Here is a 26020-nt window from a genome sequence, read left to right on the forward strand (position 1 = left end):
ACCGGCCGCGGGCACGTGTCAGGCCGCGATCGCGGCGGCGGACCGCGCGTGCCGCGCGAAGGCGTCCGCGACGGGGTTGCGGCGGCGGTCGAGACCGCCGGCACCGTCCTCGACCAGGTCGTAGAGCCCCATGGTCAGCAGGTGCTCGGACCGGGGCGCCTCGGTGTGCCGCCAGGTCCACTCGTACATGTCGAAGAGCGGCCACCAGGTGTAGCCGACGACGGGCAGGCCCTCGGACCGCAGCTCGTGCAGCGTCGCTACCGAGTCGTCGAGCCAGGCGATGCGCTCCTCCACGGTGCCCGTGACGCAGGTCTCGGTGAGCATCACCGGGGCGCCGTAGCGTTCGGCGTAGGTGGTCAGGACGTCGCGCAGGCCCTCGGTGCCGGTGTCCCGGTACGGCCTCGGGTCGGCGAAGCCCCCGCCGTGGTGGACACCTCGCTCGAAGACCTCGGTGGAGTGCAGCGGGTAGTAGTTGACGCCCATCACGTCCGGGCGGACGGCGTGCTCGCGGAACCAGTCGAGCTGCGCGGGCGTCGTGCCGTGCGCGAGGAGCCCGGCGGCCAGCGGGTGGTCCGCGTCGACGCCCCCGGTGACCAGGTCCTCGACGAGGAAGGCCTGGTCCCGCAACCGCGCCACGGTGTCCCGGTGCTCCGGGGCGTCGACGTCGCCGACGTAGCGGATGCCGGCCTCGACGTGCACGAAGCGGGCGGCGTCGCCGAGCTCCCGGGCGATCGCGTGCTGCGTCGACACGAACCCCGTGGCGAGGGCCGTCGCCATCCGCGCGGAGCCCGCCGCGCCGGTCAGGTACGGGGGCCAGTACCCGTACTCACCGGTGAAGAGCGCGTGGATCACGGGCTCGTTGACCGGCGTGTAGTCGGTGGCGACGTCGCCGTACCGGGCCGCGAAGCGTGCCGCGTACTCGGTGACGTGCACGGGGTAGTCGGGGTTCGCGAACTGTCCGTCGAGCCACAGCGGCGTGCCGTAGTGCAGCAGGTCGACGACCGGGGTGAGCCCGGTCTCGCGGAAGCGCGCCATCACGCGGTCGACCCAGGACCAGTCCCAGACGCCCGGCTCGGGGCAGACGCGGTACCACGGGACGCCCCAGCGGAGGAGCTCGGCGCCGACGTCGACGGCGAGCCCGAGGTCGGACGCGTAGCGCCGGTAGTGGTCGGTCAGCTCGTACTCGTCGATCGCGCGTTCGCCTGGTCGGGCCTGCGGGACGAAGGTGTCCTCGATGCCGAGGGCGAAGTGCAGGCGGCCGTCGTCGGACCAGTGCATGGTGTCTCGTTTCGTGGTCGGGACGGTCGGGGTGCCGGCCGTCCGCGAGTCGGGTGCGACCGGGGCGGTCACTTGAGCCCCGTGCTCGCGACGCTCTCGATGAAGCGACGCTGGACGAGCAGGAACATCACGGCGAGGGGGAGCACGGCGATGAGCGCGCCGGCCATCATCACGCCCTGCGGGATGATGCCGCCGGGGCCGGTCAGCAGGGTCAGGCCGGAGGTGATCGTCCCCATGTCCTGGTCGGTCGTGAACACGAGCGGCCAGAGCAGGTCGTTCCAGTTGTTCACGAACGTGAAGATGCCGAGCGTGAGCAGTGCGGGGACGGCGTTCGGCAGGATGATGCTCCGGAAGATCCGCCACTCCGACGCGCCGTCGATGCGTGCGGCGTTGTCGAGGTCGCGGGGGAGCGCGACGAAGAACTGCCGGAGGAAGAAGATCCCGAACGCGTCGGCGGCCCGTGGTGCGATGAGGCCCGCGAAGGTGTTCACCCACCCGAGGTCGGAGACGAGCTGGTAGATCGGGATCAGGGTCGCCTGGAACGGGATCATCAGGCTCGCGATGATCACGATGAGCAGGACCCTGCTGCCGCGGAAGTCGAGCCGCGCCAGGGCGTAGGCGGCCAGGGCGTCGAACGCGAGCGCGAACACCGTGACCCCGCCGGCGAACACGAAGCTGTTGCCGATGAGCCGGGCGAACGGCAGCTGCGTGAAGATCGCGCGGAAGTTGTCGAGCGTCCACGTGTGCGGGAACAGGGTCGGTGGGTAGGCGTTCACCTCGCTCGCGGGCTTGAACGCCGTGAACACGATGATGAGCACGGGCAGCAGCACGGCGAGCGTGACCACGAGCACCGCGGCGAACCCGAGCCAGCGCAGGGGCAGGGGCTTCCGGGCTGCGGTGCGGCGGGTGGCGAGCACGGCGGGGCGGGGCAGGGCGGTCATGATGCGGTGTCCTCCCCGCGCTTGCCGAAGAACAGGAACTGGACGAGGCTCAGCAGCAGCGTGGCGATGAGCAGCACGTAGGCCAGGGCACTCGCGAACCCGATGTCCAGGTCCTTGAAGCCGGACTGGTAGACCTGCATGACGATCGTCTCGGTCGAGCGGTACGGACCGCCGCCGGTGAGCACGTAGATCTGGTCGAACGCCTGCAGGGCGGCGATGAGCGCGACGATGACGACGAACGCCATCGTGTTGCTGAGCATCGGCCAGGTGACGTGGGCGAAGCGCTTCGGAGCGTTCGCGCCGTCCAGCTGTGCCGCCTCGTACAGGCTCGTCGGGATCTCCTGCAGGCCGGCGAGGAAGATCACCATGTAGAAGCCGAAGTTCTTCCACACCGCGACGAGCACGACCGTCGGCATCGCGAGGGTCGGGTCCTGCAGCACGTTGCCGAGCCGGATGCCGACCACCTGCAGCCAGTGGTTCAGCAGGCCGATCTGCGGGTCGAGCAGGTACGACCACGCGAAGGCGGCGACCGCGAGCGACACGATGAACGGCAGGAAGAGCGCCGAGCGGAAGAACCCGCGGAAGGGCAGCGCCGGGTGGTTCAGGACGAGGGCGAGCACCAGTGCGACGGCGATCGCGACCGGGGTGAACAGCACCGAGTAGAGCGCCGTGTTGCCGATCGAGCGCAGCACGTCGGGGTCGGTGAACACCCGCGTGTAGTTCGCGAGCCCGACCCACGACGGGTCGCCGAAGCCGCTCGCGTCGGTGAACGACAGGCGGAGTGCGGACACCATCGGCCAGAGGACGAAGGCGCCCATGACCACGATCGCCGGGGCGAGGAAGCCCACGATCGTCGCGCGTCGGCGGAAGGTGCCACCGACGGGGGTGCGGCCGCCGAGCTGAGCGGGCGGACGGTAGCGCGGGCGGCGGCCGAGCTGCTGGGTGGTCATGGGGTCTCCCTGGTGGGGGCGGTGCTGGCGGAGCGGAAGGAGCCGGGCGGGGAGCGCAGGTCCCGCCCGGAGGGACCGGGCGGGGAGCGCAGGTCCCCGCCCGGGAAGGAGGCGGACGGGGAGCGCAGGTCCCCGTCCGCCGGTCTCATCGGAGCGCCGAGCGGACGCTGGCGTCCGCGGACTCGAGCAGCTCGGCGGGGTCGCCGCCGGCGAGCGCCTTCTGGGTGGCGGTGTCGACGGCGGTCAGCACGTCGGCGCTGTTCACCACACCGGGCAGCAGCGGGATCGTCGTGCCGGGCAGCCCCGTCAGGGTCGCGACGGTCGGGTTCTGGTCGACGTCGCTCGCGGTGACGTCGGTGCGCAGGGGCGGCCAGCCGGAGCCGAGCGCCCACTTCGTCGCGACGCTCTTCTCGTTGAAGTAGGCGAGGAACTGCTCCGCCGCACGGCGCTCGGTGTCGTCGGTCTGCGCGGTGACGCCGAGCGAGATCCCGATCGCCGAAGCGGTCTGCGCCTTCGGACCGGCCGGGATCGCGGCGATGCCGTAGTCGATGCCCGCACCCTCGGCGACGCTGGCCATCCACGGCCCGCCGATCTCCATGGCGGTCTTGCCCGCGGTGAACAGCTTGTCCGCCGCGATGCCGTCGACACCCGTGGGGGAGATCCCGTCTTCGGTCACGGCCTTGGTCCAGTACTCGAGCGTCTCGCGGTTCGCAGCGGAATCGATGGTCGACTTCGTGCCCGCCTCGTTCGTGATCGAGCCGCCGTTGCCCGCGAACAGGCTCGGCCATATCCCGTTGCCGACCGTCTGGTGGTCGGGCAGCACGAGCCCGTACTGCTCCGGGGTGCCGTCGCCGTTCGTGTCCTTCGTCAGCTTCTCCGCATCGGCGACCCACTCGTCCCAGGTGGTCGGGAACGCGTCGATGCCGGCTTCGGCGAAGAGCTTCTTGTTGTAGATGACGGAGAGCGGGACGAAGCCGCTCGGGACGCCGTAGCGCTTGCCGTCGACGGTCTCCATCGCGACCGCCTGGTCCTTGAGCTGCGCGGTGTTGCTCGAGGACTGGTCGTAGAAGTCGTCGAGGTCGACCAGGGCCTTCTTCTGCGCGTACACCGGCAGGCGGTCCGACGTCATCGCGACGAGGTCGGGGCCCTTCTTCGCGGAGAGGGCCGGGAGCATGGTGTCGTCGATGACCGCCCACGTCTTGGTCTGGGTGGTGATGGTGACCTTGGTCTGCGACGCGTTGAAGTCCTTGACGATCTGGTCGAGGACCTTGCCGTCGGCCTCCGTGTAGCCGTGCCAGAACGTCAGGTCGACGTGGGCGTCGGAGGACGAGGAACCGGGGGAGCCGGCGCACCCGGCCAGGGCGACTGCCGCGGCTGCAGCGAGCGCGACGACTGCGATGTGCTTCTTCATCGAATACCTGCCATCCGTCCGCCACGTCGGTGTGGGGACTCTCGGGTTCCGGATTTACACCGGTGTAAATGGAAGGTAGCGCCCTGGTCGCAGGGTCGTCAAGCCCCTCCGCGCGATCGTCCGGTCACGCCGGGGCTCGCGACGTCCGGCGTGCCTCGTGCCGATCGGGGCGACGCTGCCGCCGACCGCCACCCGCGCACTACGGCCGAGCGGGCACCTCGGCCTCGACCCCCGATGAGGCCCGCACCACCAGTCGGTGCGGTGACCGCACGACCCCGGGGACCGCCGCCTCGCCCCGCTCGAGCTGACCGACGAGCATCTCCACCGCCGTCGTCGCCACCCGGTCCAGGTCGGCGGACACCGTCGTCAGCGCGGGGGTGGCGTACGTCGACTCCTCGATGTCGTCGAACCCGACCACCGCGACCTCCGCCGGCACCGGACGGCCCGCCAGCTGCAGCGCGCTCATCGCCCCGAGTGCCAGCGCGTCGTTGCAGCACACCAGGGCGTCGACGGCGAACGGTGCCCCGAGCAGCCGCTCGGCCGCCGCCGCGCCGTCGGCCCGGTGCCACAGCGGCGTCGGCACGACGAGCTCCGGCCGGAAGGGCAGCCCGTGCGCGCGCAACGCGGCCCGGTAGCCGTGCAGGCGCTCCGACGCGGTGCGGACGGGCCCCTCGGGGTCGGCCCCGACGAAGGCGATCGACCGTCGACCGCCACCGATCAGGTGTTCGGTGGCGTCCCGGAACGCGTCGGCGTTCGACATCGTGATGAAGGTCGCGTCGCTGTGCTCGACCGGTTCCCCGAGCACGACGAGGGGGAACTTCACGTCGAGGGCCGGAGCGTCCCCCGGCCGGACCGCGAGCGGGCTGTAGATGATGCCGTCGATCGAGTGCTCGCGCATCCGGGTGATGGCGTCCGGTTCCCGCTCGCCGCTGGTGGTCTGCTCGATGAGCACGGTGTACCCGACTGCCCCGGCCGCCCGGATGACGGAGTCGGCGAGCTCGGCGAAGTACGCCTGGCGCAGCTCGGGCACCGCGAGCCCGAGCACCCGCGAGCGCCCGGAGCGGAAGTTCCGCGCCGAGACGTTGAGCTCGTAGCCGAGCTGCTCGACGGCGGCCATGACCCGCTCGTGCGTCCGCGCGGACACGTGCTCGTACCCGGCGAGCACGTTCGACACGGTCTTCTTGGAGACGCCGGCGACCGCGGCGACGTCGCTCATCGTCGGCGGCGAGCGGTGTCCCTCTGCCATGGGCGCGCTCCCTCCCGGCGGTGTGGACTGCGTTCGGCAGGACGCTACCGCACCCGACCGCGCTGTCGGTGGCCCCACCTACCGTGACGACATGCCCGAGGGTGACTCCGTCCACCGCCTGGCGGCACGGCTGCGCGCCACGGACGGCACCCTGGTCCGGCACGGGGAGCTCCGCGGGGGCCCGGACGCCGGCACCGCGCTGACCGGTCGCCGCATCGTCGGGCACGCCACCCACGGCAAGCACCTGCTCACCCGCTTCGACGACGGCACGACCCTGCACACCCACATGCGCATGACCGGCTCGTGGACCGTCACCGGCCCCGGCAGGCGCCTGCCGGTGCACGCCGCACGCGAGGCCCGGGTCCGCATGGCCCTCGACGACGGCCGCACCGTCTGGGGGCTCGCCCTGCCCGTGGTCGAGCTGCTCCCCACCCGCGACGAGCACCGTGCCGTCGGCCACCTCGGCCCCGACCTGCTCCACGTCGACTTCGACCGCGACGAAGCCCTCCGCCGGTGCACGGTCGACCCGGACGTGCCCGTCAGGACGGTCCTGCTCGACCAGCGCCGGGTCGCCGGGCTCGGCAACCTGTGGGCGAACGAGCTCGGCTACGTGCGCGGGCTGCACCCGGACCGGCCGGTCGGCACGGTCGACGTCGAGACCCTGCTCGACACGGCCCAGCGCATGCTGCGTCACTCGGCGACCGTGCCGGACGCCTACCAGGTGACGACGGGGGTCCTCCGCCGCGGCGAGCGCCACTGGGTCGTCGGCCGCGCCGGACGGCCGTGCCTGCGGTGCGGCACGCGGGTCCGCGCACGTGACGACGTCGAGGTGATCGGTTCCCCGCCCCGCCGGGTGTGGTGGTGCCCCCGCTGTCAGCCCGAGGCGGCCTGATCAGCCAGCGACCGGTCCGGGCTGTCCACGGAACGGACGGGAGGCCCGGTGCCGGCCCGCCCCGCGCCTCCCGTCCGCCGCTCCGGCCGTTCACCCGCATGGGGCAGGATGACCCTGCCCGCCACCCGATCCCGGAGGAACCCGTGCCCGACCAGAAGCCCGCCGTCCTGTTCGTGTGCGTCCACAACGCCGGTCGCTCGCAGATGGCGGCCGGGTGGCTCCGTCACCTGGCCGGAGACCGCGTCGACGTGTTCTCGGCAGGGTCCGAGCCCGCCGACCGCATCAACGCCATCGCCGTGCAGGCCATGGCGGAGGAGGGCATCGACATCGCCGGGGAGCAGCCGGCCGTCCTGACCACCGATGCGGTGCGGCAGGCCGACGTCGTCGTGACGATGGGCTGCGGCGACGCGTGCCCGGTCTTCCCCGGCAAGCGCTACGAGGACTGGGCACTCACCGACCCGGCGGGCCTGCCGATCGAGCAGGTCCGTCCGGTGCGCGACGAGGTCCGCGCGCGGGTCGAGGGCCTGCTCGCCGACCTGGTCTAGGCGATCGCCGCGATCCCGAGCACCACCAGGGCGAGGAGCGGCAGCGCTCCCTGCGTCGTGGCGGCCCGACGCTTCGTGGCGTCGCTCGTGACGAGCACCAGCGCCGCCCCGAGCATGCTCGCGGTGCCGGCGATGACGAGGGTGAGGCCGACGGCGTTCGCGCCCGAGACGACCACGACGATGCCGACCAGCACGAGCACCGCGAGGAACAGGTTGTAGAAGCCCTGGTTGTAGGCGAGCTGCTTCGTCACGGCGGCCTCCTGTTCCGAGGTCCCGAAGGTGTTCCGGGCCCGCGCGGTCGTCCAGAGGACCGACTCGAGCACGAAGATGTACACGTGCAGCAGCGCGGCGAGGGCGGCGAGCACCAGGGCGACGACGGTCATGCGCCGACCCTACGGCCCCGGGTCAGCGACGGCGCGCGGCGGGCAGGGGCAGCTCGCGCGCCCCGTCCCACGGCTCCGTCCAGCCGAGCCGGTCGAAGAGCGCGTCGAGGAGCATCGCCGTGAACCCCCAGAGCGTGTGCACGCCCTGCTCAGACCGTACCGTGAACGCGGGGCCACGCCACTCCTGGCCGCCACGACGAAGCACTGTGACGCCCCGGTTGGCGGGGTCGAGCAGGTCGGCGACGGGCGTCCGGAAGACCGCAGCGGACTCGCGCTCGTCGACGACCCGCACGGGCGTCGGGTCCCGCCACCAGCCGAGCACGGGTCGCACCAGGTGGTTCGAGTGCGCGAGCGGGACGGCGGGCAGGGTGCCCAGCACCTCCACGCCGGACGGGTCGAGTCCGGTCTCCTCGCGGGCCTCGCGCAGGGCGGCGGCCGGGGCGTCGTGGTCACCGGGGTCGATGCGACCGCCGGGGAAGGCGATCTCGCCCGGGTGCGACCGGAGGGTCGAGGCACGGGCGAGCAGCAGGACGTCGAGATCGCGGTGCACGGCGTCGGCCGCCGCAGGCCGGTCGCTCGGGCTGCGGTCGAGGACGCCGAAGAGCATGAGCACCGCGGCTGCCCGGGGGTCCGCCGTCGTCGGCATCGCGGGGACGAGCGGCGCGGCGCCGGGGCCGACGACCGCGGCCAGCGCCGACCGGGCGTCCTCCGCGCGGGTCACCGGTCCGGACCGTGCTCGTCCGCGCTGCCGTCGACCTCGGCGCCGTCAGCCGGCACACCGTTGCGGCGGTCCCGCAGGGCTCGGATGCCGACGACCGCTGCGAACCCCACGATGACCAGCGCGACGATCAGCAGCAGGACGGTGTGGTGGCTGTGGTCCACCGGGGTGGCAGCGGCGGCGGTCGCCTCGTCCGAGGCCTCCGGAGCAGCGGCCGCCGTCGCCGTGGGAGTCGGAGCGCTGGTCACGGCGGGGTCCGGGCTCGCGCTCGTGGTCGGTGCGGCCGCGGTCGCGCCCGTCGAGGTGAACCGGTACTCGCCGGAGATCGGGTGCCCGTCGACCGACACGCTGCGCCACTGCACCCGGTAGCTGCCGGCGGCGGCCAGGTCGACGTCCTTCGCGATGGTGTTCCCGTCGATCCGGACGTCGCCGGTGCTGCGCTCGGCGCCGCCGGCGTCGGTGACACTGATCACGATGCCGGTCTGCAGCCCGGACAGCGGCGGCTCCGACAGCGTCAGGGTGACCCGGTCGACGTCGCCGGGGACGGACGCGTCGGCGGCGGGGTCGGACGACACCAGGACGTCGTGCGCGGACGCCGGCGCGGCGAGGAGCACGACCGGTGCGAGCGCTGCGACGACGACGGTGGCGAGGAGGGCTCGGAGACGCACGGGTGCCTTTCGACGGCGGCTGACCCGGCGGTGGCCGGACGCCCCGAGCGTACCGGGGCGTCCGCACGACCGTCCCGGGATCAGCCCTCGCTGACGAACCGCACGTCGGACGAGCCGAGCTGCAGCTGCTCCTCGATGCCCTTCTGGTCCGTCGAGCCCCAGCGCTCCGCGATCTTGCCGTCAACGAACTTCGACACCTGGATGCCGCGGACGGTGAACGAGCGTCCGGTGGGCTCGTGCCCCTGGAACGGCCCGGTGTGGGTGCCGTGGATGGTGAAGACGGCGGTGATGAAGTCGTCGGTGACGACGAGCGGGTCCGCCTCGAGCGTGACGTCCGGGAACGCCGTCGTGAACTCCTCCCAGAAGTCGACGATCCCCGCCAGTCCCGGAGCCTGTCCGGGTGCCGGGTCGTGGTCCACGACGTCCTCGTGCCAGGCCTCGCCCATGCGGCTCCAGTCGCGGGCCTCGAGGATGCCGCCCAGCGTCTCCTGCGTGGCGGTGTTCGCGTCCTTGGTCATCGGTGTTCCTCCATCTGTCGGACGGTGAGCGTCCTGACTACGCGGACCACCAGGGGGTCACCGGGACGTCCGAGGGACAGCTGTCCGGTCTGCGAACGGCAGGCGACGACGGACGGGAGGCGCGTGGCGGCCCCGCCACGCGCCTCCCGTCCGTCTCATCGGTGCACCCCGTCCCGTCGGGGCGTCCCGTCCGGGGGGTCAGCGCCCGGCGGCGGCGTGGTTCGCGACCTGCGTTGCGGAGAGCTCCGTGGAGTACACGGCGGCGAAGCGCATCGACCCGGTGAAGTACTCCCGGGACGGGGCACCGGGCCACCCGCTGATCGTGTCGTAGCCGACGCGGAAGTAGCCGGTGTAGTTCTCGGGCGCCCTGAAGGCGGAGTTCGAGGCGACGAGCGTGCCGTCCAGGTACAGGCGCATGCCGTTCGTCGGTGACATCGTCGACACGACGTGGTGCCAGGCGCCGTCGGTGACCGCCTTCGGCGAGGTGATCACCTGCGTGGTGCCGTTGTACGAGCCGAACACGAGCTGCCCTGAGGTGTTGATGTAGATCTGTCGGTCGTGCTGCCCGGAGGTCTGCACCTGGTTGCTGCCGAAGCCGATGAGCAGCCCACCCGCGACGCTGGTGCGGAACCAGACCTCCTCGCTGAAGGTGGTCGGGTTGGCGTACGAGCGGGGCGTGGAGACGAAGCTGTTCGTGCCGTTGAGCGTGTACGCGGTCCCGCCGTCGCGCGTGCAGGTGCCCGGGTTGGCGGTCGCGGTCATCGTGCCCTGGTAGGTGCCCGCGTTGCCCCTGCCGGAGGAGTCCGGCGCCGTGCGGGAGCCGGACGGCTCGTCGAGGTCGTACTCGAACAGCGCCCCGGAGGCGTCGGCCTGCGCTGCCGCTGCGCACGTGAAGTACGGCGCGGTCGCGGCGGTGTCCACCGAGTTCGTCACGGTCGCGCTGTAGGCGGAGCGGGTCGGCGCGAACTGGTTGAGCAGGACGACGACGGCGAGGGCGACGACGAGCAGGGCGGCGACGACGCGGCCGTCACGCAGGCGGACGATCACGACGCACGCACCGGTTCGACGCGGCCGACGGCGAGGCAGAGCACGAGCGGCACGAGGCAGACGGCGATCAGGGCGGCCCAGCCGACCGGGTCGAGGTCGATGTTCGAGGTCAGCTGGTAGTGCCCGTTCTTCGTGAGCTCGTGGATGACGACCCGACCGACCTGCCCGTCCACCAGGTGGACGGTGTTGCCGCCGTGGGCGTCGACGCGGACGGGGAAGACCCCGGACGAGACGATCGTCGCCTGGACGCCGTGGGGGCTCGAGGTGTTCGTGATCGTGGTGACGTTGACGAAGGGCTTGAGCACGAAGGCGGCGTACGACGTGGTCAGGGCGCCGCCGGCGATGCGGAGGCAGGTGCGGGTGACCCGGTCGGTGAAGGCGCTGGTCAGCGTCCAGATGAGCAGGGTGCCGATGAGCAGGATCGGCGCGGCGCGGAACAGCCAGCCCAGGTGCGGGACGAGCAGCACCGGGCTGCCGATGACGTCCTGCTGGGTCAGGGTCCACGGGTCGGTGGCGCCGTTGATGTCGCCGCGGGTGTGCAGGCCCTCGGCGTCGATGCCGATGATGCGGTGCGTGTAGACGACACCGGGGTTCGCCTCGGTCGAGAACGAGACCACGTCGCCGACGTGGAGCGTGGCGACGTCCACGGGCATGTCGAGCACGAGGGTGCCGACCGGGGCGGCCTGTCCCATCGAGGGGGTCTCGACGACGAACCAGCGGCCGCCGGCGGAGAGGAAGAGCACTGCGGCGGTCAGCAGGACGGCGGCGACCGCGGCGACGGTCCAGGCGAGGACGGTCTCGGAGCGGCTCGTTGCCCGTCCGCGCAGGAGCGGCCGGTCGAGCGTGCCGCTGAGCGGGATCGCTGCGGTCTGGCTCATGTGCTGCTCCGGTGGGGTCGGCCGCCCCGGGGGACGGTGGGTGGTGCGGGTGCCGGTCGGGTCCGGCTCGGTCCTGCGCTGGTGCGGGTGCTGCGTGGGAGGGGGGCGACGCTCGGACGTGGGGGGTCGTCCGAGCGCCGCCGGGGTGACGTCACCCGGCCGGAAGGGGGGAGGCCGGTCGGGGGGCGTCGGTCTGGGGGAGTGGAGGTGGTGGGGATGGGTCCGGCGGGCCGGGATCAGGTCGGCCCGCCGCAGCGGGGTCCGCGGATCAGGCCGTGAAGGTCCAGGTCATCGGGACGGAGGCCGCGAGGCCCTGGTAGGTGTTGCCCGCCGACGGGTCGAGGGTGACCGCGAAGTTGAACGGGACGCTCGCACCGGCGGCCGGCGCCTGGGGCATCGTGAAGGCCGAGGCCGCCGCGCCCTTGAAGCTGGCGAGGGTGCCGCTGAAGACGGTGGTCGAGCCCGAGGTGATGACGAGGTTCATCTTGGCGCAGAGGTCCGTCGCGGTGCCGTTCTGCGTGCCGTTGGCCGACTGCGTGCAGGTCGCACCCGGGGTCAGCGTGAAGGTGGCGGCGTTGGCCGTGCCGGTGTTCTTGATCGAGATCGCGGTGTTGACCGTGTTGCCCGGGGTCATCGTGGTGCTGCCGCCGAACTTGTTGATCGTCGAGCACGTCGCGGCGTTGGTCGAGACCGAGCCACCGTCGGTGCTGAGACAGGTGACCGTCGCGCCGGCGTTCTGCTCCTGCATGACGAGGGTGCCGGTGGCGGCCGAGTTGGCGTTGTTCGTGATGCTCGCGGCGAACCCGGAGAGGGTGCCGGTCAGGGACAGCGAGAGCAGGACGGCCGCGAAGATGCCGGCGAGGAGCGCCACGGGGGCGAAACGGATCCGCTTCAGCGCGGAGGTGCGGAGCTTGGTGGACACGGTGTACCTCTTCGTTCGGTGGGTGTTCTGGAAGCCTGGGAGCAAGAGGTTCGGGCCGACTTGCTTCAATGATCAAGATAGTCAGTCCTTCACCAAATTGACCACTCGTATACTTACCCCAGAGCGGGGGGCGCCCCGTGTCCCCCCTTCGACCGAGAGCAGGTGCCGTGGCCCCCACCACCGATGACGACGCCGACCTGATGGCCGCGTTCGCCGCGGTCGTCCGCGCGAACACGAGCCTGGTCAGCCAGCTCAGCACCCGTGCCGGCATCCACGAGAACGCCCTGCGTGCGCTCGTGCTCGTGAGCGACACCGGGTACTCGACCCCGACCGAGGTCGCCGGGTACCTCGGCCTGACCTCCGGCGCCGTGACGAACATGGTCGACCGGATGACGAGCGCCGGCCTGGTCGAGCGGGCACCCAACCCGTCGGACCGCCGCGGTTCGCTGCTGCGCCTGCTCCCCGCGGGCGAGGCCGTGGTCGAGGACTACCGCGCGCGCTACGGCGCGATGCTGCGCGCCGTCGACGGCGCGCACGGCGGCGAGCTCCACCAGGTGCTCAACTCCCTCGCCACGAGCCTGTACGAGCAGGCGGCCGACGCCGTCGGCGAGCGCGGGTAGGACGCCGGATCAGGACGGACGGGAGGCGCGTGGCGGATCCGCCACGCGCCTCCTGTCCGTCCTGCGCCTGTTCCTGCGGTCTCCCTCTTGCTTCGAATCCGAAGCAGGTGTAACGTCATCTCCAGTTGCTTCGAACTCGAAGCACCAGACGAAGGGGCACACCATGAAGGCAGTACGGTTCCACGAGGTCGGCGGACCCGAGGTCCTGCGCGTCGAGGACGTCGAGCGTCCCGAGCCGGGCGCCGGGCAGGTGCGGGTGCGCGTCGCCGCATCCGCGTACAACGCGGCCGACGGCGGCATGCGCGGCGGGTTCCTGCCGATCCCGGTCGTGCTGCCGCACGTCCCCGGGTACGACGTCTCCGGCACGGTCGACGCGCTCGGCGACGGGGTGACGGACCTCGCGGTCGGCGACCCGGTGGTCGGCTTCCTGCCGATGGAGCGCGACGGCGGCGCGGCGGAGTACGTCGTCGCACCGGCCGAGGCGTTCGTCGCAGCACCGTCGAGCATCGCGCTCACGGACGCGGCCGCGCTGCCGTCGGTCGCCCTGACCGCCTGGCAGGCGCTCGTCGACGACGGCCACCTGACGGCCGGACAGCGCCTGCTCGTCGTCGGTGCCGGCGGCGTCGTCGGGAAGTACGCGGTGCAGCTCGCGAAGCGGCTCGGCGTGCACGTGGTCGCGACCGCCAGCCCGCGCAGTGCGGACGCCGTCCGCGCCGCCGGGGCCGACCAGGTCGTCGACCGCACCACCACCGACCTGCACGACGCCGTGGACGGGCAGGTCGACGTGCTCCTCAACCTCGCGCCGATCGACCCCGAGGCGTTCCAGGGGCTCGTGGCCCTCGTGCGTGACGGCGGCGCGGTCGTCAGCACCACCGCCTTCATGGCGACCCCGGGGGACGAGGACCGCGGGGTGCGTGCCGCGACGGTGTTCGTCCTGCCGAACCGTGCGCGCCTGGCCCGACTCGTCGCGATGGTCGACGCCGGTGAGCTCACCGTCGAGGTCGGTCGACGGATCGCACTCGAGGAGCTGCCGGCCCTGCACGCCGAGGCCGAAGCGGGGCGGATCGCGGGGAAGGTCGTCGTGACGGTCTGAGCGCGTCGGGTGGCCTTCGACGGGCAGCGGGCGACCGCTGCCCGCCGCCATGCCCCAGACTGGAACGATGCCCCAGCTCCCCGTCGTCTTCGAGGTCGGTTCGATCGTCGCGCTCGTCGCGATCCTGCTCGTCGACCTGCTCATCGTCGCCCGGCGCCCGCACGTGCCGACCCTTCGCGAGTCGGGGGCGTGGGTGGGTGTCTACGTCGGGTTGGCGCTCGTGTTCGCCGTGCTCATGCTCGTGTTCGCCGGCGGCGACGCCGCGGGCCAGTTCGTCGCGGGCTGGCTGACGGAGTACAGCCTGAGCATCGACAACCTGTTCGTCTTCGTCATCATCATGGCGCGGTTCTCGGTGCCGAAGCAGATCCAGCAGGAGGTGCTGATGCTCGGCATCATCATCGCCCTGGTCCTGCGCGGGATCTTCATCCTGGTGGGCGCACAGCTCATCGAGGACTTCACCTGGATCTTCTACCTGTTCGGGGCGTGGCTCATCTGGACCGCGATCCAGCAGCTCCGCGAGGACGACGCCGAGGAGCAGCAGGACAGTGCCCTGGTGCGACTGCTCCGCCGCCGGGTCCGGATCACGGACGAGTTCGACGGCATGAAGTTCCGCGTCACCCACGACGGGGCCCGGCACTTCACGCCGCTGCTCATCGTCCTCATCGCGATCGGCACCACCGACCTGCTCTTCGCGCTCGACTCGATCCCGGCGATCTTCGGCATCACCGAGAGCGCGTTCATCGTCTTCACCGCGAACGTCTTCGCGCTGATGGGGCTGCGGCAGCTGTACTTCCTGCTCGGCGGCCTGCTCGAGCGGCTCGTCTACCTGAAGTACGGGATCGCGCTCATCTTGACGTTCATCGGCGTGAAGCTCGTGCTGCACGCCCTGCACGAGAACGAGCTGCCGTTCCTCAACGGCGGCGAGGGCTTCGGGTGGGCGCCCGAGATCCCGACGTGGGTGTCCCTCGTGGTGATCCTCGTCGCGATGGCGGGTGCGACCGGCGCGAGCCTGGTCCGGATGCGCCACGACACGGCGGTCAGCGAGCGCTGACCGTCCGGGCGGTCACCGTGCGCACGGTGTCGCGGTCGGTCTCCGGGGCAGTGAGCCCGCGCGGGGCGCTGCCCCAGGTGCGTTGGACCCGGTCCATCCAGGTGACCACCACCGTGTGCGGGGTCGTGAGCGCGGCGATCAGGACGAGGTAGACCCCGAGGTCCGCGCGCCGGACGGCCAGTGCGAACACGACGAGCACCCCGACGGCGATCGCGGTGATCGGCCACGCCTGCCGCACGAACCGCAGGAACGGGGCGAGCAACCGACCCCGGTGCAGTTCGACCGCGCTGGTCGCGTCCGTCAGCTCGAGCCGCAGGATGTGCCGCACCGCGTGCCAGAGCGTGAAGTAGAGCCCGACCGCCAGGACCGGCGGCACGACGGCGAAGAACAGCACCAGGACGACGTCCTCGGAGACCTGCCGCCAGCGCGGTCCGCTCGAGCGCCCGACGACCACCGCGTGCAGCACGAGGAGCACCACCACCAGGGCAGCACCGGCGACGCGGACCACGGGTGGCACGACGAGGACCGTCCGGGCGATCCCGTCGTCCACGACAGCCGCGGCGTCGACGACCACCTGCACCGCCGCGCCGGGCTGCACGACGAAGGGGACGACCATCGGCAGTGCGCCGCGGAGGGCGACCGTCAGCGCCGAGCCGACCGGCCCGGGCACGCCGTCCCCGAGCAACCGGTCGACGAACAGGTCCCCCTGGCCCCAGTGGAACCAGGTGATCCCGACGAAGACCGCGAAGCCGAGCAGGGGTGCGACGGCCCACAGGACCGCCGTGGCCGCCCCGACCACCAGGTAGAGCACGACGACCACGACGACCGACCGGACCGTGCTCGTACCCGGACGCAGCCGGGCGGGGACCAGGTGGTCGAGCGCACCGTGCGGCAGCCCGAAGACCAGGACGCTCACCGCGAAGGGCACGAGCTGGACGGCCGTGGACACGGTCACCCCCGCGAGGTCCAGCACTGCGCAGGCCAGGGCGACGGCGGCGAGGACCGCGGTGACGGGCGCCAGCACCCGGTCGGCGACCCAGGTCCGCAGCGCGGGCGGCACCGCGGTGGTCGGCACGGCGGCGGTCGGCGCAGCAGCCGGCGCAACAGCAGTCGCCGGCGCAGCAGCAGTCGCCGGTGCAGCAGCGGCGGTGCCGGTCGACACCGACGCCGTCGCGCCGGTTGCCGCTGCCCGGTCGAGCGCCGTCACGGCCGGTCCCCACGGACCGGGTGGACCCGGCGGACCCAGCTCCGGCCGCGGACCACCGCGTCGGCCAGGGTCCGGCCGAGCGCGGCGAGGAACGGGCGCTTCTGCAGCGCCAGCACGATCCGCAGGTCGTCCAGCAGGGTCGACCGTTCCGACATGAACCGCACCACGAGCGGTCCGGGCAGCGCGAACAGGCGACCGAACGCCTCCGCGGCCTGCTCGGGCCGGTCCCGCAGGAACCGGAGGAACACCGCGTCGAGGAACCGTGTGCGCGGCCCGTCGACGAACGCCGGGACGGGTGTGCCGTCGACGAGGTGACGAGCGACGGCCGCACTGTGCCGGTTCGTCCGCGCGAAGCCGTAGCCGCTGCTCGGACGCGTCGTCCCCGCGACGACGTCGGTCGCGGCCCATCGCGCATCGCGCTGCACCGGTGCGTCCGTCATCGGGATGCAGCCGCGCTCCTCGTCGACCACCCGCCACTCGTCCGGTCGCAGCCCCCACCGATCGCCGACGTACCGGGTGACGTGCTCCTCGTGGTCGAACGGGTCCGCCGGGTCCGGGGTGAACAGCGTGCTCTCGACCAGCGCACTCGTGGGGGAGACCGGCAGGACGTAGACGAACCGCACCGGGCCGTCCGGCCGCTGCCCACCGAAGTCCATCAGCGTGGCCGTCGTCGTGTCGAACACCGGGCGCTCCGTGGCGATCCACCGGCCGACGAACCGCTGGTGCAGCAGCACCCGTCCGGGCTCGACGTGCTCCGGGCAGCGCGGGCCCCTGGCATCGAGGACGCGGTCGGCGTGGACGGGACCGAGCGCGGTGTGCACGATCGCGCCCTGCCCGTCCCGTGCGTTCCGCCCGTCGCGCCCGTTGCGTGCGTCTCGCCGGTCCTGCCCTTCCCGTGCGTCCCGGACGATCGCGACCGGAGCGCCGTCGACGAGGCGCACGGACCCGCCCGCCTCGGCACGGCGCGTCGCCGCGGCCAGCCGGTCCGCCGCCCGGACCAGCACGTACGGGTGCTCCGGATCGGATCCGGTGCTCGTGCCGCCGTCGGTCCGGACCTCCCACCGGTCCCACGACGCCGAGCGCGCCTCGGGCAGTGGGTCGCTGCCGTCGTCCCACGAGCACCACGACCGCGGGTCCGGCGTCGAGCGACCCTCGAGCACCAGCACCGACGGTGTCCCGGGCGCGGTGGCGAGCCGGACCGCCGTCGCGAGACCGGCGCACCCGCCGCCGACCACCGCGATGTCGACGTGCGTCGGCAGCGCACTGACGGGACCGGGGGCCGGAGCGACGCGCGCTCCGGCCCCCGGTGTCGACGTGTCGAGGTCAGCGACGGACACGACGCTCACCGCGGCCGGACACGGCGGTGCCGGCGGCGGCCTCGTGCCCGGGGAGCACGCCGTCCGACAGCTTCTCGGACGAGATCCAGAGGGCCTCCGGGAGCGTGTCCACACCGGTGCGGACGTCCTCGGCGGAGCGGAGCTTCGCGATCTTGTGGATCATCGAGCCGAAGCCGACCTTCGCGACGATGTCCGCGGCGGAGAGCACGACCTGCATCCAGGTGATGACGGCGCCACCGTGGCCCCAGCCCTGCAGACCGAAGACGATCGGGTAGGCCATCCACGTGACGATGAGCAGGATGCCGGCGTTGCGGAGCGTGGCGGCGGCCTCGGTGCCCCGCAGGTCGCGCCCGCCCTTGACGACGACGTAGATCACGAGGACGTAGAGGACGACCATGAAGACGCCGGAGATGACGCCCCAGAGCCAGAGGGCACCCTCGTTCGTGCCGGAGTCGATCACGACGCCGCCGATGAAGCCGGTGCTGATCATCAGGAACGCGGCGGCGATGCCGACGGCGCGGAGTCGACGGGCTGCGGCACCGGCGAGGGTGGCGACGGCGAGGAGCTCGATCACGAGCAGCGGCACGGTGACGGTCCAGTCGAAGTAGCGGGGCGCCCACGTCAGGATCGCGTTCGCGTTCGGGACCCACGAGTCGCCCTTGCGCTCGTAGCCCAGCGCGAACTCGACGACCAGGAGCACGTAGGACAGGAACGCGATGCCGGTGATCGCCATCCCGGCGTAGACGCCGGTCCGGTACCGACCGGTGACCTCGTTCGTCGAGACGAGCGACTTCACGAAGAACGCGAAGAGCGCGAGTCCGGCGACGGAGAGCGCGTAGACGATGATCGAGTGCTCCGCGAGCGTGAGCGTCGCGTTCCACGGAGCGAGTGCGTCCGACATTGAGGGTCCTTCCGGGGTCGTGGTGGTGGTGACGGTTCGTCGCCGACCAGAGAAACTTGCTCCTGGGCAACCGTCCGGTTCCCAGGTGCCGCTGCGGACGGGGTACAGGGGTGTCCGTAACGTGGTGATCCCGAACGAACCAGCGCGCTCGACGCGTCGTCTCACCCCCAGGGGTGGTCCTGAGAGGAACCAGATGTCCGAGCGCGTCCGCGTCGCCCTGGTCAACGACTACGAGCTCGTGCTCCGCGGACTCGCGGACATGCTCGCGCCCTTCGCGGACCGCATCGAGATCGTCCAGCTCGACGCGCGCCGACGGGTCACCGCGGACGTCGACGTGGCGCTCTACGACACGTTCGCGCAGCCCGAGCCCGACGACGAGGACGTCTCACGGCTGGCGGCGAACCCCCGCATCCGGACCGTCGCGGTGTTCACCTGGAAGATGGACCAGGACCTCATCGACGCAGCCGTGTCCCGCGGCGCCACGGGCTACTTCGCCAAGAGCTCCACCGCGGAACAGCTTGCCGACGGGCTGCTGCGGGTGGCCGCCGGCGAGCGGGTGCTCGGTGTCCCGCAGCGGCGCGTGCCGAGCGGGCCCGGCGTCGACTGGCCCGGCCGCGACCACGGGATCTCCGACCGGCAGTCCGAGATCCTCGCCCTCATCACCCAGGGCAAGCGCAACGTCGAGATCGCGGAACTCACGCACCTCAGCCCGAACACGGTCAAGACCCACATCCGCACGCTCTACAGCAAGATCGGGGCCGAGAACCGGGTGGACGCGGTGCTCTGGGGCACCGAGAACGGCTTCCGCCCGGACCACCGGAGCATCGACCGCTGACGATCGTCCTCCGGCGAGGATCCACAGGACGACGTGCGCTTCCCGGATGGTCGAGGGGACGACGTACGCTGACCGGGTGGCGACCGACGATGCATCGACCGAGTCCGTCGTCGTCGACGCGTCCGTCGTCGGGCTCGGCATCGTGCTGCGCTCGCTCGCCCCGGCGCTCGAGCACGTGACCCTGCAGCAGTACCGGATCCTGGTGCTGCTCGTGACCCGCGGACCGATGCGTGCGGGCGACCTGGCCGCCGAGCTCGGCCTCCTGCCGTCCGGCATCACGCGCATGGTCGACCGGCTCGTGCGCGACGCCTACGTGCGCAGGAACGTCTCCGGTCGCGAGGTCATCGTCACCGCGGCGGACACCGCCACCGAGCTCGTCGACCAGGTCCTCACACGGCGCGCTGCCGAGTTCCGCGGGGCCCTCCGACGCATGTCCCCGGCCGAGCGACGGGCGGTCCAGCAGGCTGCGGACGCCCTCGTCCGCTCGGCTGCGGACGCCCCGCTGCTCGACGCGCAGCTGCTGCTCGCCGCGGGTACGGAACGCCCGTGACGCGACGGCGCACGCGGACCGACCCGCAGGGCCGGACGGTGGACGACGTCGCGCTCGGTCAGCGGGGCTGGTCGACCAGGGCGACGTACCGGCTCCCGACGCCGTAGACCTCGTGCCGACTCGTGCCCGTCGCCGGCTCGGGCGCATCGTCCAGCTCGTGGTGGTCGCACACCAGGTACGTCCACTCCGGCCACCACTTCTTCGGCCGCTCGGCCTCGGAGAACCCGCAGACCGCGCACTCCAGCGATGCCCACACACGCTTCGCACCCGTGCGGTTCGCCCGGGACTGCACGAGCCACGCGGGCGGGTCCTGCTCGATCCGCTCGAGCTCGGCCTCGCTGACGTGCGAGGGGATCCCGTGCCGGGCGGCCATCTCGAGGGGGATGTCGAGGCGGACGGCGGCATCACGGCGGGAGAGCATCCGCCCAGGGTAGGTCGTCGCGGCGCGCCCCGTGGTCACGGAGCGTTGCGCCGAGGGGTCGTCACGCCGTCGGGTCGTCCTGCGCCTGCTCTGCCCGGCTCTCGCGGTGGAGCGCCTCGGACAACCGCTGTGCGAAGCGTCCCACCGCAGCCGCGTCCTCGTCCGAGAGGCCGTCGAGCACCGGCCCCTGCACGTGTCGGTACGCCCTCGTGAGGTCGCCGACGGCAGCCTCGGTCGGCACGACCACGATCCCTCGGCGGTCCGCCGGGTTCGGTCGTCGTACGGCACGGCCCATCGCCGCGGCGGTGACCGACGACGGAGACGACGGGCAGCGCTTCGGCGCCGACCACGCCTGGCTCTACGTCGCGGTGGTGACGGCCGCGTACATCCTCAGCCGCGGCATCGCCAAGGCCGGCGTGCGCAAGCCCGACCACGACGTCGACTCCGACCGCGACGCGTCCGGCCGGGCCCGCTGACCGGAGGTCACGACCTCCCCTCGCGCTCCGACGTGAGGGAGGAGCCAGCGGCGTCCCTGCGCCGCGGACCACCGGTCCGGCACCCGGCCGTAGGCCGCCTCGAACCCGATCGAGGCGGCCCACGTCACGTTCGTCCAGGAACAGGGAACAGCCGACGACCACCGCGCCGTATCCTGGCCCTCACCCGGCACCGCCGGGGCCGACCGGTGTCCTGGCGCCCGCTGGACCGCGTCGACACGGTGCCCCCGGAAGGAACTGCCATGAGCATGGAAGGCGTTGCCTGGAGCTCGCTCTACAAGATCTCGACCGCCAAGGACGGCGGACACGGGTTCTCCCGCGAGTCACTCCGGCGGATCATGACATTCGCGGTGCCCTACCGGGGCAAGCTGCTCGTCTTCATCGCCCTCTCCGTCGTCGGAGCGTTCCTGGCCGTCGCGACGCCGGTGCTCGCCGGCCGGGTGGTCGACGTCATCGTCGCCCGCGGCGCGGTCGGCACGATCGTCGGGCTCGCGGTCGTCATCGCGCTCGTCGCCGTGGCCGACGCGGGGACCTCGCTCCTGACCCGCTGGTACTCGGCCCGCATCGGCGAGGGCGTGATCCTCGACCTGCGCACGGCGGTGTTCAACCACGTGCAGAAGATGCCGATCGCCTTCTTCACGCGCACCCGGACCGGCGCCCTGGTCAGCCGCCTCAACAACGACGTGATCGGCGCGCAGCAGGCGTTCAGCGGCACGCTGTCCGGTGTCGTCACGAACCTCGTGGCACTGGTCCTGACCCTGACGGTCATGCTCAGCACGTCCTGGCTGGTGACGGTGCTCGCGGTGGTGATGCTGCCGGTCTTCCTCGTGCCCGCCCGCCGCATGGGCACCCGGCTCGCCGCGCTCCGGCGCGAGGCCGCCGACCACAACTCGGCGATGAGCACGCAGATGACCGAGCGCTTCTCCGCACCCGGGGCCACCCTGGTGAAGCTGTTCGGGCGCCCCGACGACGAAGCCGCGGAGTTCCGGGTCCGGGCCGCCCGCGTGCGCGACATCGGCGTCCGGACCGCGATGCTGCAGTTCGTCTTCGTCACCGCGCTGATGCTCGTCTCCGCGCTCGCCCTCGCCCTGGTCTACGGCCTCGGCGGCTTCCTCGCGCTGGCGGGGCAGCTCGACACCGGCGAGGTCGTCACCCTGGCGCTCCTGCTCACCCGCCTGTACGCGCCGCTGACCAGCCTGGCGAACGCCCGCGTCGAGATCATGAGCGCCGTGGTGAGCTTCGAGCGCGTCTTCGAGGTGCTCGACCTCCGCCCGCTGATCCAGGAGCGACCCGACGCCGTCACGATCCCGGACGGCCCGGTGTCCGTCGAGTTCGACGACGTCCGGTTCGCCTACCCGTCCGCCGACAAGGTGTCCCTCGCCTCCCTCGAGGAGGTCTCGACGCTCGACACCCGCGGCGGCGAGGAGGTCCTGCACGGCGTCTCGTTCCGGATCGAACCCGGCCAGACCGTCGCCCTCGTCGGGACGTCCGGCGCCGGCAAGTCGACCGTCGCGCAGCTCCTCGCGCGCCTGTACGACGTCGACAGCGGTGCCGTGCGCCTGGCGGGCACCGACGTGCGTGACGTCACCTTCGCCTCGATGCGACACACCCTCGGCATGGTGACCCAGGACGGCCACCTGTTCCACGAGACCATCCTCGCCAACCTGCGCCTGGCACGGCCGGAAGCGACCGTCGACGAGGTCTGGGACGCCGTCCGCCGAGCCCGCCTCGAGCCGCTGATCCGCTCCCTGCCCGACCAGCTCGACACCATGGTCGGGGAGCGCGGCTACCGGCTCTCCGGCGGCGAGCGCCAGCGGATGACCATCGCCCGGCTCCTGCTCGCCCAGCCGCGCGTCGTGATCCTCGACGAGGCGACCGCGGCGCTCGACTCGACGTCCGAGGCCGCCGTGCAGGCCGCGCTGAGCGAGGCGCTCGAGGGACGGACCGCGATGGTCATCGCACACCGCCTGTCCACCATCCGGAGCGCCGACCAGATCCTCGTGGTCGAGGACGGGTCGATCGTGCAGCGCGGCACGCACGACGAGCTGCTCGCGGCGGGCGGCCGGTACGAGGAGCTGCACCGCACGCAGTTCGCGGTGCAGGAGGACGTGGCGGCCGAGGCGTGACCGACGCGGCGTGGCACACCCTGCTCGGGGTGCTGCTGCTCGTCGGCGTGGCCACCGCCGTCCTCGTCGTCGCGCGCGCGGAGCACCCGTGGGCGCCCGCAGCCGCGATCCTCCGAGGGGCGGCACAGCTCGCGGCCATCAGCCTGGTGCTGAGCGGTGTGATCCGGTCCCCCCTGCTGATCGCCGCGGCGCTGACGGTGATGTTCGTGGTCGCGGTCCTGACCGCAGCGCGCCGACTCGGCGGTGTCGCCGCGGCGGCGCTGCCGGTCGGGGTCTCGATGGCGGTGGGCATCGTCGCCACCGGGGTCGTCGTGTTCGGCTCGGGAGCGATCGAGCTCAGCCCCCGCTACGCACTCGCCGTCGGCGGCATCGTCATCGGCAACGCGATGACCATCGCGACGATCAGCGGCCGGCGGTTCCGGGAGCTCGTCGACGACCGGTGGGACGAGGTCGAGGGGTGGCTCGCACTCGGCGCCGCCCCGCGGCGGGCGACCGAGCGGTTGGTCCGGCAGGCGGTGAGCGCCGCGCTCGTGCCGACGGTCGACCAGACGAAGACGACCGGGTTGGTGACGCTGCCCGGGGCGTTCGTCGGCGCGGTCTTCGGCGGGGTGTCCCCGCTCGAGGCCGGTCGGTTCCAGATCGTGGTGCTCGCGGCGATCGCGGCCGCGGGTGCGTGCACCGCGGTGTGCCTGACGCGCTGGCTGGCGCCGGTGCGGGTCCGGCCGGAGGTCGGGTCGCGCTGAGGCGCGCACCAGGGCGGTCAGCAGGGCGGGTCGGGACCGACGCACCCATCGGACGGGAGGCACGGGGCGGGCCGGTCGCGTGCCTCCCGTCCGGTCTGTGGTCGCCCGGGCGACCGCCTCGAACCGAGGGCCAGCGTCCTGCTCCACGCTCCGTTTCGATGGCCTATCGGCTACTGGGATCCGACACGTCGCCGCATCGGTCTTCATCACCGCGGTACCGTGCAGGACGGAGAAGAACTGACGGATCTTGCACCGCTGCATGCCATCGGCGTGGAAGGACTCCGCCGTCCCGCTGGACCGCGCAGCACCGGCCATCGGAGCGAAGTGAGCTTCGCCGAATGGTCAGCGGGTCGGCGGCAGGGCGTGGGTGACGAGCGTTGACACTTCCTCGGCCGCTCGGCTCGCAGCCCTCTGGCCGGCAGCGCCGGTGACGACGAGCGCGAGTACGACGGGGGGCGCGTCACCCGAGGCGCGGTAGGGCACTTCGAGTGTGCTGACCTCGACGAGGGTGCCGGCTTGACTCCTGTCGCTGACCCCGGCTACTTCCCACGGTGCGTCGGTACCAGCTGCGGTCGCAGGAGACCCCGCACTGTTGAGCAGGATGTTCCGCAACGTGCCGCGACGCTCAGGGGCGAGCGTCTCGCCGTAGACGGCGTCGTCGAGCAGGGTCGCGAAGCTCCGCGCTGACGGCCCGGCAGACGAGGGACCAAGGAGCGCGTCAGCGCGACGACGGAGAGCATCGTCGCCGCCCAGCCACGTCACGAGCGTCTGCTGAGCTTCGGGCGCGCTGGTCTGCAGCGCAGCGGCGACGGCATCCAGGAGCGTCGCGGAGGCTCCCGTTCCGGCCGTGGCCTCGAAGGCGGCAGGGGACGCTGCGAGTTCATCGTCGGAGGCATCTGCGAGCACGAGCACGCTCGCGGTGAGTGCGCGCATGTCGAGCGGTACTGCCTCGGTGGCACGGAAGCCCAGGTGGTGGTCGTCACCGGTGTCGATGGCATCCACACGTACACGGAGGTCGTGCTTCCGCTCGTAGGCGGCCAGACGCTCGGAGAACTCGGCGGCCGTCATGGCCTGCGGAGTCCGAGAGGCCGCCGGGGTCGGGTGGGGTACGGCCGGTTCTGGGGAAGCGGAACAGCCCGCGAGGGACACGCTCGTGGTGACCAGCACCGCCAGGGAGGCGATCGAACGGGCGGTGGGGCAGCGGAGCAGGCGGGGCACGGAACGACGATACGGTGACCCAGATGACTGTCAGCACGCATTGCTCCCTGCATCGCGTGGTCGGCCAGGTGCTTGCCGTCGCAGTGTCGGGCCTGATCGTGAGCGGTTGCGCCCAGGCGTCGACCACCGCCGCGGTCACGCCCAGCAAGACGGCAGACCCGAGCGCAGCTGCGACAACTGACGAGGCACCGGCCCTCGCAGCGCCATCGTCGAGCGCCCGTCCTACGACGACCACGGAGAGCGCGTTGGTCGCCGTGGAGCAGGCCGAGCAGGCAACCGTCAGCACCTGCGTGATGAGTGGCGCGACCGGCGCAGTCTCGACCTACAAGGGCGAGAGCGACATGCCAGCGGATGCTCTTCTCGCGGCGATCCTTCCCGCGATTGCTACCCGGAACGACCCGAGTGCGACGATGCTGCCGGTCGCGCAGGACCGCTCTGGTGTCGACGCACAGATCCGCCGACTCGGTGGTGACAGCAGTGTCGCCGCCGGTCTCGCCGCTCTGGACGACCGCGTGACAACGACGCACACGACGACCGCCCGGCAGGCCTGCAGCGACATCGACACTGGGCTCCTCGGTGGGCTCCTCGACGAGCGGGCGAACAGCACGTACCGAGAAGCACTCCTCTCAGCAGCCGGCCGTGAGACCGCCAGGTCCTTCCGCGCATCGGTGCCGGATGGATGGACCACCGTGGGGACCGTTCTCGTGGACGGATCGAGCGCAGGAGCAGTAGCGGTACTCAGCGGCGTCCACTGGTCCACGGTCATCACGATCTTCGTCACCGGCGCAGCGGACCCGCTCGAGGTGATCGCCCGCGCGACCCAGATCGCCCTCACCGCCTGATGCTGCGTCTCGCGATCCTGCCGCCGCTCACTGTCCGATGGCCGATCGGTCGACGAACCTGGCTTTGGCCGTTGTGACCAATAGCGCGAATGATGTGCGACGTGCTCCCGATTCGACCGCGATCCAGTGATGACTGCCATCTGATCGTGTCGTGGGTGCCGGACGCCGAGGCGCTGTACCTCTTC

General features: G+C 72.1%; 29 protein-coding genes. 11 read left to right on the plus strand and 18 right to left on the minus strand.

Features of this window, described 5'->3' with window-relative positions; genetic code table 11:
- Positions 1-18: 18 nt before the first annotated feature.
- The 5 genes from QUG93_RS13265 to QUG93_RS13285 all read right to left on the minus strand — a co-directional run bounded on the left by QUG93_RS13265 (position 19) and on the right by QUG93_RS13285 (position 5826).
- Entirely contained in the window at positions 19-1278 is a 1260-nt protein-coding gene (locus QUG93_RS13265; RefSeq protein ID WP_289474578.1) for a family 1 glycosylhydrolase, read from the minus strand.
- Positions 1279-1346: 68 nt separating this feature from the next.
- The gene (locus QUG93_RS13270; protein WP_289474579.1) at positions 1347-2219 is read right to left on the minus strand and encodes a carbohydrate ABC transporter permease; all 873 of its coding nucleotides are present in this window, start codon (positions 2217-2219) and stop codon (positions 1347-1349) included.
- Complete coding sequence (locus tag QUG93_RS13275) at positions 2216-3169, minus strand: carbohydrate ABC transporter permease (protein ID WP_126891084.1); 954 nt, start codon at positions 3167-3169, stop codon at positions 2216-2218. The genes QUG93_RS13270 and QUG93_RS13275 overlap by 4 nt, the downstream gene beginning before the upstream one ends.
- A gap of 145 nt (positions 3170-3314) precedes the next feature.
- Positions 3315-4580 (minus strand): ABC transporter substrate-binding protein, encoded by a 1266-nt coding sequence (locus QUG93_RS13280; RefSeq protein WP_289474581.1) that lies wholly within the window; start codon positions 4578-4580, stop codon positions 3315-3317.
- 199 nt (positions 4581-4779) lie between these two features.
- Positions 4780-5826: a LacI family DNA-binding transcriptional regulator gene (locus QUG93_RS13285; protein ID WP_289474582.1), complete on the minus strand. Its 1047-nt coding sequence runs from the start codon at positions 5824-5826 to the stop codon at positions 4780-4782.
- A 91-nt stretch (positions 5827-5917) separates the two neighbouring features.
- Here QUG93_RS13285 and QUG93_RS13290 point away from each other — a divergent pair, with 91 nt between their 5' ends.
- Together QUG93_RS13290 and QUG93_RS13295 are read left to right on the plus strand one after the other, a co-directional pair.
- Positions 5918-6718 carry a DNA-formamidopyrimidine glycosylase family protein gene (locus tag QUG93_RS13290; protein WP_289474584.1) on the plus strand — a complete coding sequence of 267 codons (801 nt, stop codon included), beginning with the start codon at positions 5918-5920 and terminating at the stop codon, positions 6716-6718.
- Between the two features lie 143 nt (positions 6719-6861).
- Entirely contained in the window at positions 6862-7263 is a 402-nt protein-coding gene (locus QUG93_RS13295; protein ID WP_289474586.1) for an arsenate reductase ArsC, read from the plus strand.
- On the opposite strand, the gene QUG93_RS13300 is transcribed toward QUG93_RS13295, so the two are convergent.
- The 7 genes from QUG93_RS13300 to QUG93_RS13330 form a co-directional block, all read right to left on the minus strand.
- Complete coding sequence (locus QUG93_RS13300) at positions 7260-7646, minus strand: DUF1304 domain-containing protein (RefSeq protein WP_289474588.1); 387 nt, start codon at positions 7644-7646, stop codon at positions 7260-7262. The genes QUG93_RS13295 and QUG93_RS13300 overlap by 4 nt on opposite strands.
- A 22-nt stretch (positions 7647-7668) precedes the next feature.
- Positions 7669-8292: an NUDIX hydrolase gene (locus QUG93_RS13305; RefSeq protein WP_289474629.1), complete on the minus strand. Its 624-nt coding sequence runs from the start codon at positions 8290-8292 to the stop codon at positions 7669-7671.
- Positions 8293-8363: 71 nt separating this feature from the next.
- Complete coding sequence (locus QUG93_RS13310; protein ID WP_289474590.1) at positions 8364-9032, minus strand: copper resistance CopC family protein; 669 nt, start codon at positions 9030-9032, stop codon at positions 8364-8366.
- Between the two features lie 80 nt (positions 9033-9112).
- Positions 9113-9550: an ester cyclase gene (locus QUG93_RS13315; RefSeq protein WP_289474592.1), complete on the minus strand. Its 438-nt coding sequence runs from the start codon at positions 9548-9550 to the stop codon at positions 9113-9115.
- Between the two features lie 198 nt (positions 9551-9748).
- The gene (locus tag QUG93_RS13320; protein WP_289474594.1) at positions 9749-10597 is read right to left on the minus strand and encodes a LamG domain-containing protein; all 849 of its coding nucleotides are present in this window, start codon (positions 10595-10597) and stop codon (positions 9749-9751) included.
- Entirely contained in the window at positions 10594-11475 is an 882-nt protein-coding gene (locus QUG93_RS13325) for a S26 family signal peptidase (RefSeq protein WP_289474595.1), read from the minus strand. The genes QUG93_RS13320 and QUG93_RS13325 overlap by 4 nt, the downstream gene beginning before the upstream one ends.
- 268 nt (positions 11476-11743) lie before the next feature.
- Positions 11744-12397: a COG1361 family protein gene (locus QUG93_RS13330; RefSeq protein ID WP_289474597.1), complete on the minus strand. Its 654-nt coding sequence runs from the start codon at positions 12395-12397 to the stop codon at positions 11744-11746.
- A 167-nt stretch (positions 12398-12564) separates the two neighbouring features.
- Here QUG93_RS13330 and QUG93_RS13335 point away from each other — a divergent pair, with 167 nt between their 5' ends.
- The 3 genes from QUG93_RS13335 to QUG93_RS13345 all read left to right on the plus strand — a co-directional run bounded on the left by QUG93_RS13335 (position 12565) and on the right by QUG93_RS13345 (position 15161).
- Positions 12565-13017 carry a MarR family winged helix-turn-helix transcriptional regulator gene (locus QUG93_RS13335; protein ID WP_289474599.1) on the plus strand — a complete coding sequence of 151 codons (453 nt, stop codon included), beginning with the start codon at positions 12565-12567 and terminating at the stop codon, positions 13015-13017.
- Between the two features lie 163 nt (positions 13018-13180).
- Complete coding sequence (locus QUG93_RS13340) at positions 13181-14110, plus strand: NADP-dependent oxidoreductase (protein WP_289474601.1); 930 nt, start codon at positions 13181-13183, stop codon at positions 14108-14110.
- A 67-nt stretch (positions 14111-14177) separates the two neighbouring features.
- Entirely contained in the window at positions 14178-15161 is a 984-nt protein-coding gene (locus tag QUG93_RS13345; protein ID WP_289474602.1) for a TerC family protein, read from the plus strand.
- Here QUG93_RS13345 and QUG93_RS13350 read toward each other — a convergent pair.
- The 3 genes from QUG93_RS13350 to QUG93_RS13360 are packed head-to-tail and all read right to left on the minus strand — an operon-like array spanning position 15148 to position 18606.
- Positions 15148-16368: a Brp/Blh family beta-carotene 15,15'-dioxygenase gene (locus QUG93_RS13350; RefSeq protein WP_289474604.1), complete on the minus strand. Its 1221-nt coding sequence runs from the start codon at positions 16366-16368 to the stop codon at positions 15148-15150. The two genes, QUG93_RS13345 and QUG93_RS13350, sit on opposite strands and share 14 nt — an antisense overlap.
- Entirely contained in the window at positions 16365-17705 is a 1341-nt protein-coding gene (locus tag QUG93_RS13355) for a lycopene cyclase family protein (RefSeq protein WP_289474605.1), read from the minus strand. Before QUG93_RS13355 ends, QUG93_RS13350 begins: the two co-directional genes overlap by 4 nt.
- Positions 17692-18606 (minus strand): bacteriorhodopsin, encoded by a 915-nt coding sequence (locus tag QUG93_RS13360; RefSeq protein WP_289474607.1) that lies wholly within the window; start codon positions 18604-18606, stop codon positions 17692-17694. The genes QUG93_RS13355 and QUG93_RS13360 overlap by 14 nt, the downstream gene beginning before the upstream one ends.
- 193 nt (positions 18607-18799) lie before the next feature.
- Here QUG93_RS13360 and QUG93_RS13365 point away from each other — a divergent pair, with 193 nt between their 5' ends.
- Both QUG93_RS13365 and QUG93_RS13370 read left to right on the plus strand, forming a co-directional pair.
- Positions 18800-19441: a response regulator transcription factor gene (locus QUG93_RS13365; RefSeq protein WP_289474608.1), complete on the plus strand. Its 642-nt coding sequence runs from the start codon at positions 18800-18802 to the stop codon at positions 19439-19441.
- A 76-nt stretch (positions 19442-19517) separates the two neighbouring features.
- Positions 19518-19991: a MarR family winged helix-turn-helix transcriptional regulator gene (locus QUG93_RS13370; protein WP_289474609.1), complete on the plus strand. Its 474-nt coding sequence runs from the start codon at positions 19518-19520 to the stop codon at positions 19989-19991.
- A 58-nt stretch (positions 19992-20049) separates the two neighbouring features.
- On the opposite strand, the gene QUG93_RS13375 is transcribed toward QUG93_RS13370, so the two are convergent.
- Both QUG93_RS13375 and QUG93_RS13380 read right to left on the minus strand, forming a co-directional pair.
- Entirely contained in the window at positions 20050-20412 is a 363-nt protein-coding gene (locus QUG93_RS13375; RefSeq protein ID WP_289474610.1) for a hypothetical protein, read from the minus strand.
- Between the two features lie 61 nt (positions 20413-20473).
- Positions 20474-20653 carry a hypothetical protein gene (locus tag QUG93_RS13380; protein ID WP_289474611.1) on the minus strand — a complete coding sequence of 60 codons (180 nt, stop codon included), beginning with the start codon at positions 20651-20653 and terminating at the stop codon, positions 20474-20476.
- A gap of 64 nt (positions 20654-20717) precedes the next feature.
- Here QUG93_RS13380 and QUG93_RS13385 point away from each other — a divergent pair, with 64 nt between their 5' ends.
- From QUG93_RS13385 to QUG93_RS13395, 3 genes are all read left to right on the plus strand, one after another.
- The gene (locus tag QUG93_RS13385; protein ID WP_289474612.1) at positions 20718-20888 is read left to right on the plus strand and encodes a hypothetical protein; all 171 of its coding nucleotides are present in this window, start codon (positions 20718-20720) and stop codon (positions 20886-20888) included.
- Positions 20889-21148: 260 nt separating this feature from the next.
- The gene (locus QUG93_RS13390) at positions 21149-23032 is read left to right on the plus strand and encodes an ABC transporter ATP-binding protein (RefSeq protein WP_289474614.1); all 1884 of its coding nucleotides are present in this window, start codon (positions 21149-21151) and stop codon (positions 23030-23032) included.
- Entirely contained in the window at positions 23029-23775 is a 747-nt protein-coding gene (locus tag QUG93_RS13395; RefSeq protein WP_289474616.1) for an ABC transporter permease, read from the plus strand. Before QUG93_RS13390 ends, QUG93_RS13395 begins: the two co-directional genes overlap by 4 nt.
- Before the next feature lie 342 nt (positions 23776-24117).
- Here the strand turns inward: QUG93_RS13395 and QUG93_RS13400 are convergent, their stop codons facing one another.
- Positions 24118-24993, minus strand: coding sequence for a serine hydrolase (locus QUG93_RS13400; RefSeq protein WP_289474618.1), 876 nt, complete (start codon positions 24991-24993; stop codon positions 24118-24120).
- Positions 24994-25286: 293 nt separating this feature from the next.
- Between QUG93_RS13400 and QUG93_RS13405 the strand changes: the two genes are divergently transcribed.
- A complete protein-coding gene (locus QUG93_RS13405) occupies positions 25287-25835 on the plus strand; it encodes a hypothetical protein (protein WP_289474620.1) in 549 nt (182 codons plus the stop codon).
- The last annotated feature ends 185 nt before the right edge of the window (positions 25836-26020 follow it).

Origin of the sequence: Curtobacterium caseinilyticum (genome assembly GCF_030363035.1) — a bacterium.
GTDB lineage: Bacteria > Actinomycetota > Actinomycetes > Actinomycetales > Microbacteriaceae > Curtobacterium > Curtobacterium caseinilyticum.